Origin of the sequence: Peteryoungia ipomoeae, assembly GCF_004912165.1 — a bacterium.
GTDB lineage: Bacteria > Pseudomonadota > Alphaproteobacteria > Rhizobiales > Rhizobiaceae > Allorhizobium > Allorhizobium ipomoeae.
The window spans coordinates 140,351-156,553 of record NZ_STGV01000007.1; the positions used below are offsets into that span (position 1 = coordinate 140,351).

A 16,203-nucleotide genomic window follows, 5' to 3' on the forward strand; every position below is an offset into this window, starting at 1 on the left:
CCTCAAAAGGCCGGCCCGCTGCGCAGTCCAAGCTTACGAAAAACGGAGGCTGCCGGGCAAAATCCGGTGAATGCGGATTGTATCATATTCAGTCCGATGAAGGCGGTGAACCATACGAATGCAGGGTGCACGAAATGGGTCAGTAGCAGCGAAACAAAGATCATCATTCCAGCAAAAACCAGCACGGCGCGATCCACAGACATGACCTTCTCCTTAATATTCATATCTACGATGTTATGTATATATTGGATGCAAAAGTGTCAAGCCCGTCGTGTTGCGGCTCGCTATGGGGGGGCGGATTTGAACTGAGGCTGTCAGCCCGCGCAATTTTCCGCGGGACAGAAATTGGCGTAGAGCACGGCGATCAAGGCCCGTGCCGGCTCGCTTTCAATGCGGTACCAGATTGTCTGGCCATCCCGTCGCCCGGCAATGATTTTTTCTCGGCGCAGGAGCGCCAGATGCTGGGAAACGGTGCTGTCGCGGATGCCGAGGAACTCGGCGAGCTGGCCGACGGAATATTCGCCATCGGAAAGGCGGCAGAGAATCAGGAGCCGGTAGCGGTTAGACAGCGACTTCAAAAGTTCGCTGGCCATGTCGGCTCCGGCTTTCATTGCTTCAGGATCTATCTTCATAGATACGAATATAAATTGCGGGTGGAGAATTGCAAGCCGCAGGTCTCTTCCATTTCTTGGTAGATTCGAATATATGTATATATATGTGTGTGTTTTGCCTGCGTGCCTGTCGAATAGGAGCAAAAATGAGCATTCGCAAAATCGATTCACGGCTTCATGTCACCGGCCAGTTGTTGCCCGAGCACATGAAGCAGGTCGCCGATTTGGGGTACAAGACGATCATCTGCATGCGTCCGGATCGGGAGGGACCGGGTCAACCGGATTTTGCCGCCGTCGAAAAGGCTGCCGTCGGTTGTGGTCTGACCATCCACCATATTCCCGTGGTTCCAGGTCGAGTGAACCTGGATTAGGCGCAACAACTGAAAGCGGTTCTGAACCAGGAAGCCGGTCCTGTTCTTGCCTTCTGCGCGTCAGGTCAACGCTGTGCGGCTCTTTACCAATTGACGGATCTTGCCTGACGCTGGCTGATTTTTTGCTCGACACACGGTGTATTTTCAACTCTCATGCGCCAAGGGGTTGTAGAGGAGATTGGGATGCAGGATGGAGGAGGTGCAAATTTTCGGTCGCCGCAAAATCTTCATCCCTTCGTCCGTGACCACGCCAGTCATCCCGTATGGACACGCGCTGAGCGCTATCTCAATCACGAGGATTTTGAGCGGGGCGTGCTGCGTTACTGTGGTCTCGTGACGGCGGCGGCGCCGGTCATGTGGCCGAGCAGCAAGATCTTCGCACAGACATCGCGCTACACCACGTGTTTCACGCTCGTCGCGCTCGATGCCCGCTATCGCGCCGGGGAGGGGCCGGCGCCGAATCTGAAAATGTTGCAGGCATCTGTGCCAAGCAGCCCGCGTCAGGTCAGTTCTCTGATTTCGGGACTGCGTGCCGGGGGGTATATCCGGGTTGAGACGAATGCGCGCGACCTCCGCTCCATTCATCTGCGCCCCTCTGCCTCCCTCGTGCAGGCAGTCGCGCGATCGCCGGTTGCTTTTCTTGAGGCTGCGGATAGCCTGGAAATCGAGAGTATTCTCCCCAGACTGGCGAACAATTTCGAAATCGTCGCCGATTGCATGGCGCTTGCCGAGATGAGCTATTCGGCGCGTGACGTTTTCTTCAGACCCTTTCGCGACGTCGTTTCGTTTGCCGAGCGAGATTGTGGGTACTCCCTGCTTTGCGCCATTCTCGGCCGTCATTTGGCCGATCGTCGGGGAGAGCCCTGGGAACTGCCGTTGAGTTATGATGCTTTGGCGAAACGTTTCGGTGTCTCGCGCCAGCATATCGGCAACCTTCTGACGGGGGCTGCGGATCAAGGCTTGATCGACATTCGGCATGGCCAGATCAGCCGGATCGAAGCAACGCTGGTCTGGCAATTCATGTCATGGTGTGCAGGTCAAATGGCGCTCTACCGCAGCGCGGCAGAACGGGTTTTGGCCAAATCGCAGGAAATAGCCTGACCGTAGCTTCAAAGTCTTCATGTGTTTTAGAGATTCGTTAATTGGCGTCGGTTAGCCTAGAGGCTCGAATCAACAGAAGGCGGGCGATGCATCTGGCATCGGTCGCCGCAGAGGGTGGGTGGATACCCACGGGAGAGACTGCGGATGAATGCCATTGCAAATGCTGCAGACGCACTCGAGATCATTGCATTCCGGCTTCACCAGCAAGAATTCTGCGTCAAGACCACGTCGATCCGCGAGATCCGTGGATGGGCACCGGTGACGCCGATCCCGCATTCCCCTTATGAGGTGCTGGGTGTGATGAACCTGCGCGGCACCGTCATCCCGATCGTCGACCTTGCCGTGAAGCTGGGCATGCCGGCTGCTCAGGCAACCGAGCGGAGTGCCGTCGTTGTGACCGAAGTCAGCGGCATGACCGTGGGGCTTCTGGTGGATGGCGTTTCCGACATTCTCACCGTTTCGGCCAGCACCCTCCAGCCGCTGCCGGCGGCCACCGGGTCGAGCGCCGCCTTCTCGGATGGTATCATTGCCCATGACAAGAGCATGATCTGCTTCCTCAGCCTGGAACGCATGTTCGGCGAGGACGATCCGGCCTCCTGGGGCATGGCTGCCTGATCGAGATTTGAGGCGCATCTTTGGACCGCGGCAGTTCGCTCTGCCGCGGTTTTGCTTTTTGACGACCTTCAATGTTCCCCAAGATTGCTTTGCGAACGACAAAGGCGCGCGTTGCCGCGCGCCTTGCGCACCCCAGGGGATTTCTAAAGGTCAAGCCGCGATTTCAAGTCCAGGCATGCGGCGGCTCTGCATCAGTGCGGGCTCAAGTCTCTGGCTGGCGGGCGCCAGCGCCATGATCTCTTCGGCGTAGCGAGAGGCGTTCTCAATCGCCTTGTCGAGGTTGCTCACCTTCTGCGGATCGAGACGGCGCAAAAGGCAGTGGAAATCGAACATTTCGCGATAGGCGGAGCGCTCCACAATCGGCGTATTCAGGACACGGATCGATTGATCGGCGAGCAGTTTCTTCACCACCTGCATGGAGCGTGTGGTGACGCAGGGGTTGACGCGCGACAGGAGCACGGAGTGCGGCACGGAGATGCCGGCGCTGCGATCGAGATAGCGGATCAGGTCGAGCACCTGCGCGCCGCCCTGCGCATCCATCTGGGAGCCTTGGATCGGTACGATGACATGGTTGGAGAAACCGACAGCCGAGGCGAGCAGAGAGGACTGGATGCCCGGCATGTCGACCACCACATATTCGAACATCTTGCGCTTTTCGGCGACTGTGCGTTGCAGGGTGGCGGCCGTGATGTAGGAATCGACGCTGAGACCCGGAAGGCCACCCATCTGCTCCACCCAACGCGCCAGCCAGCGCTGCGGATCGGCATCGAGGATGCAGACCCGATAGCCGCGGTGCAGAAGTTCGCTGGTGAAAAGGACCGCAGCCGTCGTCTTACCGGCGCCGCCTTTGGTATTGGCAAATGTGATGACAGTCATAATGAACCCCCTCAGCAATCGAGTTCATCTCGCTCCGGCGGCACTGTCATCGTGCCCAAATAGAATTAACAAATATGGTTAACTTTAAATTAGTTTTCTGAACGCTTCGCTGGTCTCGTCGCAGTCTCTGTGATCGAATACAGCGCAAATTCAGCTTTTTTGCAATGGGAGCATGTGTGTGTAGACGCCCGGCGACGATCCCTCGATCTCGATAGCGCCGACGCTTCTCTGATAGAAGGCGACGGGGCCTGCGCCACCGATGATTGCATAGGCATATCCCTGGGCGCGCATGTCGAGCAGCGTGTGCAGAAGCAGCGCCATGCCGACGCCTTTGCCACGCGCAGTCTCATCGACGCCGGTTGGGCCGAAAAAGCCCTTCATCGTCGCCTCGTGGCAGGCAAAACCGAGCATGTCTTCGCCGCGATGCGCGATGAAGCAGCTGACCGGCTGCCGCAGGATGGCCGTCTGTGCCTCCGACGCCCAGCCGCTGCCGAAACGTTGCCGGATCCAGTCGACGATCACCTCAAGCTCTGGCACCATCGCCTTGCGGATGATGATGCCTTGCTCCGCCATCCGCCGATCCAGGGCCGGATCGGGCTTGAGCGTGTAGAGCTTGACGAGCATGTCGCTTGCCATTGGGTCAGTCCCCCGAGCCGTTGGCGGTCGTGAGGCCGAGGACAGCCGCGCCGATCAGGCCCGGCTCGACACGGCATTCGGCGGGCACGACGAGCGGCCGGTCGAACTTGCGCAGGATCCGCCGACGCACGGCGCGATCAATCTCGCTCAGCAATTCTGGGACGTTTGACAGGCCGCCGCCGACGGGCACGATCGTCGTGCCGGTCACGTTGACCACGAGTGCCAGCGGATCGGCGACGATGTCGAGATAGACGTTGATCGTGCGGGCAGCACTCGTCTCGCCTGCCTGCCAGGCAGTGATGATCGCCTCGCTGGTCAGGGTTTCCCGATGCAGTTCGAAATGCAGCTTTTCCAGGCCGCGCGCGCTGCCGATCGCATCGATGCAGCCGGTCTGGCCGCAGCCGCAGGCAAATCGCGGCACACGGACCGGCGGCGTGCCGGCCTCCTGCGGCTGGATCGGGCCATGGCCCCATTCGCCGGCAAAGCCGCCGGCGCTGTTGATCAGCCTGCCGTCGATGACGAGGCCGCCGCCGACGCCGGTGCCGAGGATGACGCCGAAGACGACGCGATGTCCGCGACCGGCACCGATGCCGTCCTCCGCGAGCACGAAGCAATCCGCATCATTGGCGATGATGACGCGAAGTCCAAGGGCTGCTTCCAGTTCCGCCTGCAGCCGACGTCCATGAATGCAGGGGATGTTGGCGACGACCGCCTTCGCAGTGTCGGGGTCGATGACGCCGGCAATGGAGATGGCGACGCAGTCGGGCGTGCCGTCTGCGGCCGCAATCACTTCGGCAAGCGTCGCAACAAAGGCGTCGAAATCATGAATGGGCGTCGGCTTGCGTGGAAAGGGCCTGATGTCCTCGGCGCTGAAGGCCACAGCACCCTTGATGGCGGTGCCGCCAATGTCGAAACAGACGATCATGCGCTCATCCTGCCGATCTGCTGGTCCGCCTGATGCACGCATTCGCCGGCAATCCAGGTGGAGCACAGCGACAGGTCCGGTGCGATGACGACGAAATCCGCGTCAGATCCTGCGGTAAGCTGCCCCTTGGTGGTGGCGCCGATGGCATCGGCGGCGTAGAGCGAGGCCATGCGAAGGCTCTCCTCAAGCGGCAGATCCAGCTCGTCATGCACGAACCGGACGCAGGAATGCATGTCGATATCGGCGCCTGCCAGCGTGCCGTCGGCTAGCGTCAACCGGCCGCCGCTGCGATAGACCGAACGGCCGTTGAGATTGAAACCGGTCGCTTCGGTGCCGATCGTCGACATCGCGTCGGTGACAAGAAAGATACGGGCAGGCCCGCGTTTGGCGGCGAGCGCGATCCGCATCGTCACCGGGTCGACGTGAAAGCCGTCGGCGATCAGTCCGCAATGCAGCGCGGGGGAGGCAAGGGCAGCGCCGACCAGTCCCGGCTCGCGATTGCCAAGTTGGCTCATGGCGTTGAACAGATGGGTAACCATGCTAGCGCCGGCTTCGACATAGGCTGCGACCGCGGCGCAGGGCGTGTCGGTGTGTCCAAGGCTGACGTGATAGCCGGCGGCGACGAGCCTTGCTACCTGCCCGGCCGAGACGCTTTCCGGTGCGATGGTGATCATCTGCCGGCCGAAGCGTCCCGCCTCGGCCTCAAGAAAGGCGAGGTCCTGCTCGGTCATCTCCCGGATCAGGGCGGGGTCATGCGTGCCCTTGCGCGCCAGCGACAGATGCGGTCCCTCAAGGTGCAAACCGAGATAACCGGGAAGGGCGGCCTCGGACGCACGGGCTCCGGCCTCGATTGCCGTTTTCTTCAGGTCCGGCGTATCGGTGATCAGGGTGACCATCAGCGCCGTGGTGCCGAAGCGCGCATGCGCACGGCAGATCGTTTCGATGCCGTGCACGCTGGGGTCATTGTTGAAAAGCACGCCGCCGCCGCCATTGACCTGCAGGTCGACATAGCCCGGGGCAATCAGTGCGTCACCCGCCTCATGCACCTCCATGTCCGTCGGCAGCGCTGACCTCGGAAGGACCTCAATGATCCTGCCCGCCTCGACGAGCACGGCCGCATTCTCATGCGTGATGTGACCATCGAAGACGCGGGTTGCGGCCAGGGCAAAGCGGGGGTTCATTGTGTCTCGGTGACCTTTTTCAGCGCAACGGGCTTGTCCGGATTGAAGCCGCGGGCGCGCGACAGGGACTCGATGAACCCATAATAGGGAACGATGAGGGCAAGCGCATCGGTGATCGGGTGACCGGTGGCGATAAAGGGCAGCTTTTCCCCACCCGTCGCCTGATCCGAGGTGATGAAGCAGGCGGCATTGCCCGAGGCCAACCCGGCAATCGTCTGGGCAACGGAGGCCTCGGCGCGATCGCGGGCGGTAAAGGCGACAACCGGAAAATTGCGTCCGACGATCGATACCGGACCATGGAGCACCTCAGCGGACGAATAGGCCTCGGCGTGCAACTCGCAGGTCTCCTTGCATTTCAAGGCTGCTTCGGCGGCAATGGCCAGCGATGGACCGCGGCCCAGCATGTAGAGGGATTCGGCAGGCCGGAGCGGTTCCAGAAGGGTCGACCAGTCGAGCGACAGCGCCTGATCGAGGTGCTCCGGCAGGCTCGCGACTGCGGCCTGGAGCTTTTTGTCGTCGCCCCATTCGGCAATGATCGCCAACCCGGCGACAATCGAGTTCACAAAGGATTTGGTTGCCGCAACCGCGATCTCGGGTCCTGCCTTGATGTCGATGGCAAAATCGGCTGCTTCGGCCAGCGGTGAGCCGATGGTGTTGACGAGGCTGATCGTGGTGGCGCCACCGGTTCGAGCACCGCGGGCCATGGCGACGATGTCAGGGCTGGCGCCGGATTGCGATACGGCAAACGCCGCGGCATGACCAAGCTTCAGTGGCGCCTCATAGATCGAGGCGAGTGACGGGCCGAGCGAGGCGACAGGCAAGCCGAGCTGCAGTTCGATTGCATATTTCAGAAAATGGGCCGCGTGATCGGAAGAGCCGCGGGCAATCGTGACGACGGTGTTCGGGGACGCCGCCTTCAGGGCATCCGCGCAGTCTCGGATCACGGCGGACTGGGTTTCGAGCAGACGGGCCGCGGCGGCCGGAATCTCGTCGATCTCCTCGCGCATTTTGGTGGTCATGGCAGGGCTTTCAGGTTTCAGGCTTCATCGGAGAGCCGACGGAAAGTTCGGCCACGAGGTCATAGGCGTCGCTGCGGTAGAGCGCGCGCGACATTTCCATCACGCGACCGCTTTCGAGATAGGCGATCCGCTGGACCGAAAGGGCCGCGGATCCCGGCGGCACGCCGAGCAGTTTGGTTTCGTCGTCCTTGAGAAGAACGGCCGATATGCGCTGATTAGCGCGCACGGGGCGGATCCCGGCCTTGAGCAGGCAGAGATAGAGCGAATCCTCGATGGCCTCCGGGTCGGGCAACAGGTCCTCAGGCAGACTGGTGCGCTCGAGCGCAATCGGCATATCGTCAGCGGTGCGCAGCCGGTCGATCCGGGCAACGCGGGCGCCGCCGTTGAGGCCGAGCATCATGGTTTCCTCGGCATTCGGGTAGAACAGGCCACGGCCGATCCATCGGGAGCCGGCAGTCATGCCGCGCCGGCGCATGTCCTCGGTAAAAGAGGTCAGCTGGCTGAGCGGCTGCTGCATGCGGGCAACGGGCTTGACGACGAAAGTGCCGGAACCACGGCGGCGCACCAGCAGCCCCTCGTTGACCAGTTCGTCGATGGCCTTGCGCACGGTCACGCGGCTGATATTGGCGGCTTCGGCGATGTCGCGCTCGGCGGGCAGGGCATCGCCATGCTTCAGCCGACCTGTCGCCACGGCATCCTCGATCATCATCCGCAGCTTTACATAGAGCGGTCCGCCGGAGGCGGATTGAAGTTGGGCAAGCGGAAGGGCTTGGCTCATTACCGTTATGGCTCCCGATCACGAGGGGGAGGGCGTCTGCTGGCCGCCGTCCCGAACCTGCTCATCCCAAATTTACACGTCCAAAACAATACCAACGAAAGACCTATTTGCAAACGGTTTTCGATTTCCGGGAAAAATTCACATATTGTGAAGAAATTCCCTCATGAAACCATGGCTTTGACGCTGTTTTGTCACAAAGGGAAAATTTTGGCTTTACGATTGGACTGTATTTGGTATCGTCCATTAACGAATGGGTGCAGGCATCGTCCGCTCAGCATCATCGGAGACGAGAGGAAACGTCTGCGAGGGACAGGTCGGTGGCAACCATAAAATATCAGACTGCGTTGAAAACATTTTTCATGAGCTTGCGATCAGTGACGCTCTATGTTGACGATGTCGGTGTTTTGACGCAGTCTGAGAAAAAAAATTACGAATGCAGGGGAATGCAGAATGAAGGTGGCCGTTATCGGACTCGGATTCCGCCTGGGTTATCTCGGGCGTGTGTTCAGGGAGATCGATCCAAGCTTTGAGATCGTCGGGTATGTCGATCCGGCTCCCGCCGGCATGGCGACGCTTCAGGAAAACGGCATCTCTCCCGGCCGGGTCTACGAGACGCCGGAGGCTCTGCTTGCAGGCGAGACCTTCGATCTCCTGATGATCGGTTCGCCGAACCACATGCATCTCGACCATATTCGTCTGGGCCTGGAAGCGGGGCTGACGGTCTTCACCGAAAAGCCGATCGTCACCACGGTCGAGGAAAGCTACGCGCTGGCTACCCTTCTGAACAAATACGGCCACGACCAGCTGCTGGTCGGTCTGGTGCTGCGCTATTCGCCACTCTACCGCGACCTGCGCAAGGCGCAGGACGAAGGGCTGCTCGGCAATATTGTTTCCATCGAGGCCTCGGAACACATCCAGCCCTATCACGGCGCCTTCTTCATGCGTGACTGGCGCCGCTATGGTCATTATGCCGGCGGTTTCATGCTGGAGAAGTGCTGCCACGATCTCGACCTCTACAATGGCGTGGTCGGCGCGCGGCCGCGCTTCGTCGCAAGCTTCGGCGGCCGGAAAAGCTTCACGCCGGAAAATTCGCCCGAGCATGACGGCATCAACGATCTTGAGGTCTATCACCGCAAGCCGAGCGGCTGGCAGGGCTCCGACAAGGTCTTCGATAGCGACGGCGATATCATCGATTACCAGACCGCCATCGTCGAATACGAGAATGGCGTGTCGATGACCTTCCACACCAACCTCAACGTCCCGGACGAGTTTCGGCGGTTCTGCGTCATCGGCTCCAAGGGCATGGCGGAGGGCGATTTCGTCCGCGGCTTCATGGATGTGCACAATGCGCGGACCAACGAGAAGGTCGTGGCGAACACGTACCAGACGCCATCGGCGACCTCTCATCACTATGGTGCCGACGAGCAGATGGCAGAGGATGTGATCGCCTTCGTCAAGACGGGCGCCAAGCAGCCGGTTTCCGCGATCAATGCGCTCGAGGCCGGCATCCTGGCGCTGACGATGGACGAGGCGCGGCTGACACGCAAGGTCGTCGATCTGAAGCCGGTCTGGGAAAAGTTCGACGATTGCCTCCATGGCCCGGCAGATTCGTCTGCCCGCGTCCGGTCGGCTTAGGAGGGATCGCCATGCAAGCCCGCAGCAGTGCCGTCACCTTCGCCTGGCTGCTCGTTGCGCCGGCGATCCTCTACATCGCCGTCATCGTCGCCTATCCGCTGGTCGATACCTTCATCCTGTCCTTCACCGACGCTTCGTTAAAGAAGACGACCAATTGGGTCGGTTGGGTGAACTACGAGAAGATCTTCAACGATACCTTCGCCACGGTCATCGTGCGGACCTTCGTCTGGACCTTCTTTTCGGTCTCGATCAAGATGATCATCGGCACCTTCGGCGCGGCCATGCTGAACACGGCCGTTCCAGGGCGCACGCTGTTTCGCATCCTGACCATGCCGCCATGGATCGTGCCAATGGCCATCGGCATCTTCATGTGGGGCTGGATGTATAACGGCCAGTTCGGCATGATCTCCGGCGTCCTGCAGCGCGCTGGCGTGGTCGATGGTCCGGTCGCCTTCCTCGCCTATGGCTCGACCGCCTTTTGGGCGACGATCTTCACCGATGTCTGGATCGGCGTGCCGATGGTGACGCTCTATATGCTGGCCGCCATGCAGGCGATTCCGCAGGATCTCTACGAGGCCGCATGGACCGACGGAGCCGGGCGTTTCTACCGCTTCCGCCGCATCACGCTGCCGCTGATCCTGCCCGCCATGATCACCATGTCGATGCTGTCGCTGATCGCCACGTTCAACTCCTTCGACATTATCTGGATCCTGACGCGAGGCGGCCCGAGCGGCGAGACCACGACGATGATCATCGACACCTATCACACCGCCATCGGCTCGAAGAAGTACGGAGAGGGTGCTGCTCGCGCCGTGCTGATCTGCATCTTCCTGTCGATCTTCTGCGTCGCCTATTTCCGTGTGACGAGCCGTCTTTCGCAGGAGCCTGCCCGATGAGCTACGACAAGACAGCCCTGATCAACCGCTATCGCTGGTATGAACTCATCGGGATCTATGCAGGCATTGCGCTTTTCCTCACCTTCGTGCTGGCTCCCTTCGTCGAGGGCTTCCTGGTCTCCCTCAAGCCGCTCAGCCAGCTCTTCTCGTCGCCCTACCGCTTCTGGCCGGAAAACGGTTCCTTCGAGGCCTACAGGACGATGTGGGTCAGCGTTCCAGGCTTTGCCCGCTACATCTTCAACTCGTTCCTGATCTCGACCATCGCCACCGTCGTGGTGCTGATCCTGATCGTTCCGGCGGCCTATGCCTTTGCCCGTTTCGAGTTCAAGGGACGGGGCCAGCTGCTCGGCGCCTTCCTTGCCGTGAACATGTTCTCAGGCGCCGTACTGCTCATCCCGCTTTTCCGGCTGATGCGGTCGATGGGCGTGCTCAACACCTATTTCGCCATGATCGTTCCGGGGGTGGCCTTCCTCATTCCCTCCGCCATCTGGCTGCTGCGCACCTACATGGCGCGCATCCCGCGGGAACTGGAAGAGGCGGCTTATGTCGACGGTGCCGGCTATTTCTATACCTTCCGCCGGGTCATCCTGCCGTTGGCGACCCCAGGCATTGCCGTTGTCGCCATCACCACCTTCATCGGCGCCTATGCCCAGCAGTTCATCTTCGCGCTCACCTTCAACTCCAAGACCGAATACATGCCGCTGCCGATAGGGCTGTTTGCCTATTTCGGCCGCCAGGAAGTGATCTGGAACGAGTTGATGGCGGCAAGCTTTGTCGGCATCGCGCCGGCCATGATCGTGATCTTCTTCCTGCAACGCTACCTCGTCAGCGGGCTTACCGCCGGCGCCATCAAATGAGTGTTGCCAACAGAATTCGGGCGAACCGGACGTTTCAACCAGTCAACAAAGGGGAATTATCGATGACCAAGTCTCTTACCATGCTGGCAGGCTCTTTTGTCCTGCTGGCGAGTTCGGCACTGACCACCCTGGCCGCCGACCAGGAAATCAGCTGGATCTATTGCGGCGACAAGATCGACCCGATCCACGAGAAATACATCAAGGAATGGGAAGGCAAGAACGAGGGCTGGAAGGTCAAGGCCGAAGTCGTCGGCTGGGAGCAGTGCCAGGACAAGGCGACCACGCTCGCCGTTGCCGGTACCCCCGTTGCCATGGCCTATGTCGGCTCGCGCACGCTGAAGGAATTCGCGCAGAACGAGCTGATCGTCCAGGTTCCGATGACCGACGAGGAAAAGGCCTCCTACTATCCCAACATCGTCGATACCGTGACCTTCGACGGCACCCAGTGGGGCGTTCCAGTCGCGTTTTCGACCAAGGCGCTCTACTGGAACAAGGCGCTGTTCAAGGAAGCCGGTCTCGATCCGGAAACCCCGCCGAAGACCTGGGAAGAAGAGATCGCTTTTGCCAAGCAGATCAAGGAAAAGACGGGTATCGCCGGTTACGGCCTGCCGGCCAAGACCTTTGACAACACCATGCACCAGTTCATGCACTGGGTTTACACCAACAACGGCAAGGTCATCGACGGCGACAAGATCGTCATCGACAGCCCGGAAGTGCTGGCAGCGCTTCAGGCCTACAAGGACATCACCCCTTACTCTGTCGAAGGTGCGACTGCTTACGAGCAGAACGAAATCCGCGCCATCTTCCTCGATGGTAAGGTCGGCATGATCCAGGCCGGTTCCGGTGCTGCTTACCGCCTGAAGGACACCAAGGTCGAATGGGGTGTCGCGCCGCTGCCGAAGGGCCCGTCTGCGAAGGGCGAGGGCACGCTGCTGATCACCGACAGCCTGGCGATCTTCTCCGGCTCGGGCGTTGAAGAAAAGGCGATCGAATTCGCCAAGTACATCACCTCGACCGATATCCAGCATGAGTACGAACTGCAGGGCGGCGCCGGCCTCACCCCGCTGCGTCCGGGCGCCGTCGTCGACCAGTTCGTCGCCAACGAGCCCTTCTGGAAGCCGTTCATCGACGGCATCGCCTATGGTGGGCCTGAGCCGCTGTTCACCGACTACAAGGGCTTCCAGAACGTGATGATCGAGATGGTCCAGTCCGTCGTCACCGGCAAGGCTGAACCGGCCGACGCGCTGAAGAAGGCCGCTGCCGATCTCGAGCAGTACAAGTAAGCGTCAGTTGCAATCCGCGGGCCGGTCCACCGGCCCGCGGTCACCACCAAAGACAGTAGATTGACCGGTCCACGGATCGGTATTGGAGACGTGAGCGCGTGGGTCAGCTATTTCTCAACAAGGTGCGCAAGTCCTACGGACATTTCGAGGTGATCAAGGGCGTCAGCCTTGAGGTCAGGGACGGCGAATTCGTCGTCTTCGTCGGACCGTCGGGCTGTGGCAAGTCCACCCTTTTGCGCATGATCGCGGGCCTGGACGACACCACAGACGGTGACATCCTGATCGACGGAGAGCGTGTGAACGACAAGCCTCCGGTCGAGCGCGGCATTGCCATGGTGTTCCAGTCTTACGCGCTCTATCCCCACATGTCGGTTTTCGAAAACATAGCCTTTCCCTTGCGCGTCGAGAAGCTGCCGGAAGAGCAGATCCGCGAGAAGGTCGGCGCCGTTGCCAAAATCCTGCAGCTTGATCAACGCCTTGAGCAGCGCCCGGGCCAGCTTTCCGGCGGTCAGCGTCAGCGCGTGGCAATCGGGCGGGCCATCGTTCGCGAGCCAAAGATCTTCCTGTTCGACGAGCCCTTGTCCAACCTGGACGCAGCCCTTCGCGCCGATATGCGCATCGAGCTTACCAATCTCCACCGCGATCTCGCCGCCACCATGATCTACGTCACGCATGACCAGATCGAGGCGATGACGATGGCCGACCGTATCGTCGTGCTGAATGCCGGCGACATCGCCCAGGTCGGCGCGCCGCTTGAGCTCTACCACAAGCCGCAGAATACCTTTGTCGCGAGCTTCATTGGCAATCCCAAGATGAACTTCCTGCCCGTGACCTGCGTGGGAGTCGATCCGACCGGTGTCCGGATCAATTACGAGGGTCAGACGACGATCATCCCGGTCAAACCGCGCGAGGGGCTTGTCGGTCACGTCCTGACCCTTGGTATCCGGCCAGAGCATACGCGTCTGGGCGAGGGCGATCTCAATGTGCTCGCCACACCCAATGTCATCGAGCGGCTTGGCATCAATACGATCGCCTATGCCACCTTGCCGAATGACGCGGCCTATTGCTCCCTCCTGCCGGGCTCTGCGCCGGTCCGCGTCGGCGAAGCCATGAGCACGGCCATCATGGCAGCCGATTGCCATCTTTTTGATGCCAAGGGCGAGGCGCTGGAGCGCTTAATCGACTGGCACTCGCTCGACCTGCCGGCCTCGGTCACAGCGGCGAGCTGAACCAATCCTCCCAGCCACTGACGGCTGAACTGATCCGCCTCCGGGCGGATCTTTTTTGCGTGGAGTCATTGCGCATTGCTGGCAAATCCGGCGCTGGTCAGTTGCGCGATATGAGTGTACAGGCTCGCAAGGATTGCAACTATTCTTAGGCGGCTCCCTCACGGTTTTGAGGGACTTGCGCTTTCAAGTGTTCAGATGGATTGGGATCGGTGTTTAGAGTATCCAAGAGGGATGAGCTGGCTCGCCAAGGCTATGTGCTGCTGATTTTTATCGTGTTTTTCCTGGTGATCTTCCTCACGAGCAGCCCGTATAAGCCGGGCGACGACTACGCGGCAGCGCAACTTCAGCAAGCCCTCGATTACGTGCAGGCCATTGGGCCGGATACTCAGATTTTCCTCTATCCAGATGGTCAACCGACCACCAAGATTTACGCGAGTACGACATTTAAACGCGAAATCGCGGACAGTCTTGTCCATGAAAGACCAGGGCGTTATCGGCAGGCCTGGGGTAGGGAGGATATAGCAATCGTCGCCGTCGATAATTTCTTCACGGCCGATCAGGAAGCACGGGAAGCGCAACTGAGAGACCTTCCGCTGCCGCAATTCATCAAGGAGGACATGCTCGCTTTGCCTCAGTCCGACCTTGGTTGCCATGCCGCAAATTTCCAAAATTTCGGTTGGGCCGGTGGCGGCTACGTCCTTGTCGATCTCGGTTATCACCGTGAGCATTCAAGATCGGGAATCGACTGTGTCTTGGCCGGCTTTGATGCTGTCGATGGATTGCCTTTGAAGAGCAATTCTTTTGATCAGACACTTTTACCCGATCACGGTGTTCGACTTGTTCTCGTGGACTACGTGCGCCTCTGCTCTCACAAGGGCGTGTCGGATGCAGAAGAGAAAAGGCGTTCAAGATCGGGCATTACGACGCTGCCGTCACTTGCGTGTGTCGCGCAAGAACTCGCAGCGGCACTCAACCAAGTTTTGAAGCCTTCGGCGAAATAGCGATTAATGGCGATGGCGAGCGGTGGCAGGCCTACCAAACCAATCCGCGTGCCTTGACCTCCTCGACCCGCGTGACGATGCCATTGCGTTGGAAGGTCATGCTGTCAAAGAGGTTCGAGACTACGCAGGTGTGGTTGGGGATGATCCGGACCTTTTCGCCGATCTCAGGTTTGCGTCCGGTCACCTTCGACAGGTCGACCGTGCCATGTTCTTCCGAAAGCCCCGTAATGACAGCCTCCGGATAGTCGAGGATCAGGCCGAAATCGGCAAAGCCGAGAAGGTCTGATGTCAGCGCCTTCGAGCCGGCGTCGAGGATGGCACGGTCTTCGGTCGGGCGAGAGACGACGGTGGCGAGAATGTGCATGGCGCAATCCTCGAAGCCGCAATGGCCTGCACGCACCATGGAACGGTCGTTATAGACATAGGTGCCCGAACGATGCTCGGTCGCAGACGGCACCTTATGGGCCGAAAAGAGGCTTGGTGATCCGCCATTCGAGACGATAGGGCAGGCGATGCCCCGCGCTTCAAGGGCCGAGAGCGTGGCGCTGAAGAAGGCTTCGACCTGCGCCTCGCTGTCCGGCTTGGGATAGGTGAGGAGACCGCCAAATGTCAGCCCCGGTGCCGAAACGATCGCCTCGGCAAGTTCGACTGCTGCTTCCGGTCCCCGCACGCCACACCGTCCGCCGCCTGTGTCACATTCCACGAGCACGGTCAGCGGTCTCCCGGCGGCAAAGCCTTGCGACAGTCCGTCGACGGTGGTCCGGCTGTCGGCGACGACCTTCAGGCCGCCGATCCTGTCGTTCAAGGCCTTCAAGCGTTCAAGCTTTTCCAGTCCTAGGATGTTGAAGGTAATCAGCAGATCATCAAAGCCGGCATCGGCAAAGACTTCTGCTTCGGTGATCTTCTGGCAGTTGATGCCTTTGGCTCCGGCTTCCACCTGGGCCTTCGCAATCGCCGGGATCTTGTGGGTCTTGATATGCGGGCGGAATTTCAGGCCATGTGCATCCATATAGGCCTGGACGCGAGCGATATTGGCAGAAAGCACATCCTCATCGATCAGCGGCAGAGGCGTCGACAGGTCCAGGATCGGCTGTCCTGCTTTCGGGCGGGGGAGGTCCATCATCGGATATGTCTCAGGCCTTATGCTTTTGTCTTCGGGTGTTGAGACGGCGCGGGGCGCCGCTTTCCA

18 protein-coding genes are annotated in these 16,203 nt (G+C 60.1%); 9 read left to right on the forward strand and 9 right to left on the reverse strand.

The genetic code is table 11. The features are described 5' to 3' along the window. Positions 1-2: 2 nt before the first annotated feature. Both FAA97_RS18540 and FAA97_RS18545 read right to left on the reverse strand, forming a co-directional pair. Positions 3-203 (reverse strand): YgaP family membrane protein, encoded by a 201-nt coding sequence (locus FAA97_RS18540; protein WP_136600058.1) that lies wholly within the window; start codon positions 201-203, stop codon positions 3-5. A 111-nt stretch (positions 204-314) separates the two neighbouring features. Then, complete coding sequence (locus FAA97_RS18545; protein ID WP_136600059.1) at positions 315-632, reverse strand: ArsR/SmtB family transcription factor; 318 nt, start codon at positions 630-632, stop codon at positions 315-317. Positions 633-757: 125 nt separating this feature from the next. Between FAA97_RS18545 and FAA97_RS18550 the strand changes: the two genes are divergently transcribed. From FAA97_RS18550 to FAA97_RS18565, 3 genes are all read left to right on the forward strand, one after another. Further along, positions 758-982 (forward strand): protein tyrosine phosphatase family protein, encoded by a 225-nt coding sequence (locus FAA97_RS18550; protein ID WP_168801045.1) that lies wholly within the window; start codon positions 758-760, stop codon positions 980-982. 183 nt (positions 983-1,165) lie between these two features. After that, complete coding sequence (locus tag FAA97_RS18560; protein ID WP_136600061.1) at positions 1,166-2,083, forward strand: cyclic nucleotide-binding domain-containing protein; 918 nt, start codon at positions 1,166-1,168, stop codon at positions 2,081-2,083. 144 nt (positions 2,084-2,227) lie between these two features. After that, positions 2,228-2,698 carry a chemotaxis protein CheW gene (locus FAA97_RS18565; protein ID WP_136600062.1) on the forward strand — a complete coding sequence of 157 codons (471 nt, stop codon included), beginning with the start codon at positions 2,228-2,230 and terminating at the stop codon, positions 2,696-2,698. 150 nt (positions 2,699-2,848) lie between these two features. Here the strand turns inward: FAA97_RS18565 and FAA97_RS18570 are convergent, their stop codons facing one another. The 6 genes from FAA97_RS18570 to FAA97_RS18595 all read right to left on the reverse strand — a co-directional run bounded on the left by FAA97_RS18570 (position 2,849) and on the right by FAA97_RS18595 (position 8,113). Continuing rightward, positions 2,849-3,574 carry a ParA family protein gene (locus tag FAA97_RS18570; RefSeq protein WP_136600063.1) on the reverse strand — a complete coding sequence of 242 codons (726 nt, stop codon included), beginning with the start codon at positions 3,572-3,574 and terminating at the stop codon, positions 2,849-2,851. 150 nt (positions 3,575-3,724) lie between these two features. Beyond that, positions 3,725-4,210, reverse strand: a complete 486-nt coding sequence (locus FAA97_RS18575) for a GNAT family N-acetyltransferase (protein ID WP_136600064.1) — start codon at positions 4,208-4,210, stop codon at positions 3,725-3,727. Positions 4,211-4,214: 4 nt separating this feature from the next. Further along, a complete protein-coding gene (locus tag FAA97_RS18580; protein WP_136600065.1) occupies positions 4,215-5,135 on the reverse strand; it encodes an ROK family protein in 921 nt (306 codons plus the stop codon). Continuing rightward, positions 5,132-6,316 (reverse strand): N-acetylglucosamine-6-phosphate deacetylase, encoded by a 1,185-nt coding sequence (gene nagA / locus FAA97_RS18585; RefSeq protein WP_136600066.1) that lies wholly within the window; start codon positions 6,314-6,316, stop codon positions 5,132-5,134. Before nagA ends, FAA97_RS18580 begins: the two co-directional genes overlap by 4 nt. Continuing rightward, on the reverse strand, positions 6,313-7,335 hold the full coding sequence (locus FAA97_RS18590) for an SIS domain-containing protein (RefSeq protein WP_136600067.1): 1,023 nt from the start codon (positions 7,333-7,335) through the stop codon (positions 6,313-6,315). The genes nagA and FAA97_RS18590 overlap by 4 nt, the downstream gene beginning before the upstream one ends. Before the next feature lie 10 nt (positions 7,336-7,345). After that, on the reverse strand, positions 7,346-8,113 hold the full coding sequence (locus tag FAA97_RS18595; protein ID WP_136600068.1) for a GntR family transcriptional regulator: 768 nt from the start codon (positions 8,111-8,113) through the stop codon (positions 7,346-7,348). A gap of 450 nt (positions 8,114-8,563) precedes the next feature. On the opposite strand from FAA97_RS18595, the gene FAA97_RS18600 reads away from it, so the two are divergent. The 6 genes from FAA97_RS18600 (at position 8,564) to FAA97_RS18625 (ending at position 15,014) form a co-directional block, all read left to right on the forward strand. Next, the gene (locus tag FAA97_RS18600) at positions 8,564-9,748 is read left to right on the forward strand and encodes a Gfo/Idh/MocA family protein (RefSeq protein WP_136600069.1); all 1,185 of its coding nucleotides are present in this window, start codon (positions 8,564-8,566) and stop codon (positions 9,746-9,748) included. A gap of 11 nt (positions 9,749-9,759) precedes the next feature. Then, positions 9,760-10,644, forward strand: coding sequence for a carbohydrate ABC transporter permease (locus FAA97_RS18605; RefSeq protein WP_136600070.1), 885 nt, complete (start codon positions 9,760-9,762; stop codon positions 10,642-10,644). Next, positions 10,641-11,501: a carbohydrate ABC transporter permease gene (locus tag FAA97_RS18610; RefSeq protein ID WP_136600071.1), complete on the forward strand. Its 861-nt coding sequence runs from the start codon at positions 10,641-10,643 to the stop codon at positions 11,499-11,501. The genes FAA97_RS18605 and FAA97_RS18610 overlap by 4 nt, the downstream gene beginning before the upstream one ends. Positions 11,502-11,563: 62 nt before the next feature. Next, on the forward strand, positions 11,564-12,784 hold the full coding sequence (locus tag FAA97_RS18615) for an ABC transporter substrate-binding protein (protein ID WP_136600072.1): 1,221 nt from the start codon (positions 11,564-11,566) through the stop codon (positions 12,782-12,784). A gap of 98 nt (positions 12,785-12,882) precedes the next feature. Further along, positions 12,883-14,013, forward strand: coding sequence for an ABC transporter ATP-binding protein (locus FAA97_RS18620; RefSeq protein WP_136600073.1), 1,131 nt, complete (start codon positions 12,883-12,885; stop codon positions 14,011-14,013). A 209-nt stretch (positions 14,014-14,222) separates the two neighbouring features. Beyond that, the gene (locus FAA97_RS18625; RefSeq protein WP_136600074.1) at positions 14,223-15,014 is read left to right on the forward strand and encodes a hypothetical protein; all 792 of its coding nucleotides are present in this window, start codon (positions 14,223-14,225) and stop codon (positions 15,012-15,014) included. A gap of 31 nt (positions 15,015-15,045) precedes the next feature. Here the strand turns inward: FAA97_RS18625 and FAA97_RS18630 are convergent, their stop codons facing one another. Continuing rightward, entirely contained in the window at positions 15,046-16,137 is a 1,092-nt protein-coding gene (locus FAA97_RS18630; RefSeq protein WP_136600075.1) for a D-TA family PLP-dependent enzyme, read from the reverse strand. Between the last annotated feature and the right edge of the window lie 66 nt (positions 16,138-16,203).

Bases quoted from the DNA above. Each gene is read 5' to 3' on its own strand.
- FAA97_RS18540 (WP_136600058.1), bottom strand. From the start codon at position 203: ATGTCTGTGGATCGCGCCGTGCTGGTTTTTGCTGGAATGATGATCTTT.
- FAA97_RS18545 (WP_136600059.1), bottom strand. From the start codon at position 632: ATGAAGATAGATCCTGAAGCAATGAAAGCCGGAGCCGACATGGCCAGC.
- FAA97_RS18550 (WP_168801045.1), top strand. From the start codon at position 758: ATGAGCATTCGCAAAATCGATTCACGGCTTCATGTCACCGGCCAGTTG.
- FAA97_RS18560 (WP_136600061.1), top strand. From the start codon at position 1,166: ATGCAGGATGGAGGAGGTGCAAATTTTCGGTCGCCGCAAAATCTTCAT.
- FAA97_RS18565 (WP_136600062.1), top strand. From the start codon at position 2,228: ATGAATGCCATTGCAAATGCTGCAGACGCACTCGAGATCATTGCATTC.
- FAA97_RS18570 (WP_136600063.1), bottom strand. From the start codon at position 3,574: ATGACTGTCATCACATTTGCCAATACCAAAGGCGGCGCCGGTAAGACG.
- FAA97_RS18575 (WP_136600064.1), bottom strand. From the start codon at position 4,210: ATGGCAAGCGACATGCTCGTCAAGCTCTACACGCTCAAGCCCGATCCG.
- FAA97_RS18580 (WP_136600065.1), bottom strand. From the start codon at position 5,135: ATGATCGTCTGTTTCGACATTGGCGGCACCGCCATCAAGGGTGCTGTG.
- nagA (WP_136600066.1), bottom strand. From the start codon at position 6,316: ATGAACCCCCGCTTTGCCCTGGCCGCAACCCGCGTCTTCGATGGTCAC.
- FAA97_RS18590 (WP_136600067.1), bottom strand. From the start codon at position 7,335: ATGACCACCAAAATGCGCGAGGAGATCGACGAGATTCCGGCCGCCGCG.
- FAA97_RS18595 (WP_136600068.1), bottom strand. From the start codon at position 8,113: ATGAGCCAAGCCCTTCCGCTTGCCCAACTTCAATCCGCCTCCGGCGGA.
- FAA97_RS18600 (WP_136600069.1), top strand. From the start codon at position 8,564: ATGAAGGTGGCCGTTATCGGACTCGGATTCCGCCTGGGTTATCTCGGG.
- FAA97_RS18605 (WP_136600070.1), top strand. From the start codon at position 9,760: ATGCAAGCCCGCAGCAGTGCCGTCACCTTCGCCTGGCTGCTCGTTGCG.
- FAA97_RS18610 (WP_136600071.1), top strand. From the start codon at position 10,641: ATGAGCTACGACAAGACAGCCCTGATCAACCGCTATCGCTGGTATGAA.
- FAA97_RS18615 (WP_136600072.1), top strand. From the start codon at position 11,564: ATGACCAAGTCTCTTACCATGCTGGCAGGCTCTTTTGTCCTGCTGGCG.
- FAA97_RS18630 (WP_136600075.1), bottom strand. From the start codon at position 16,137: ATGATGGACCTCCCCCGCCCGAAAGCAGGACAGCCGATCCTGGACCTG.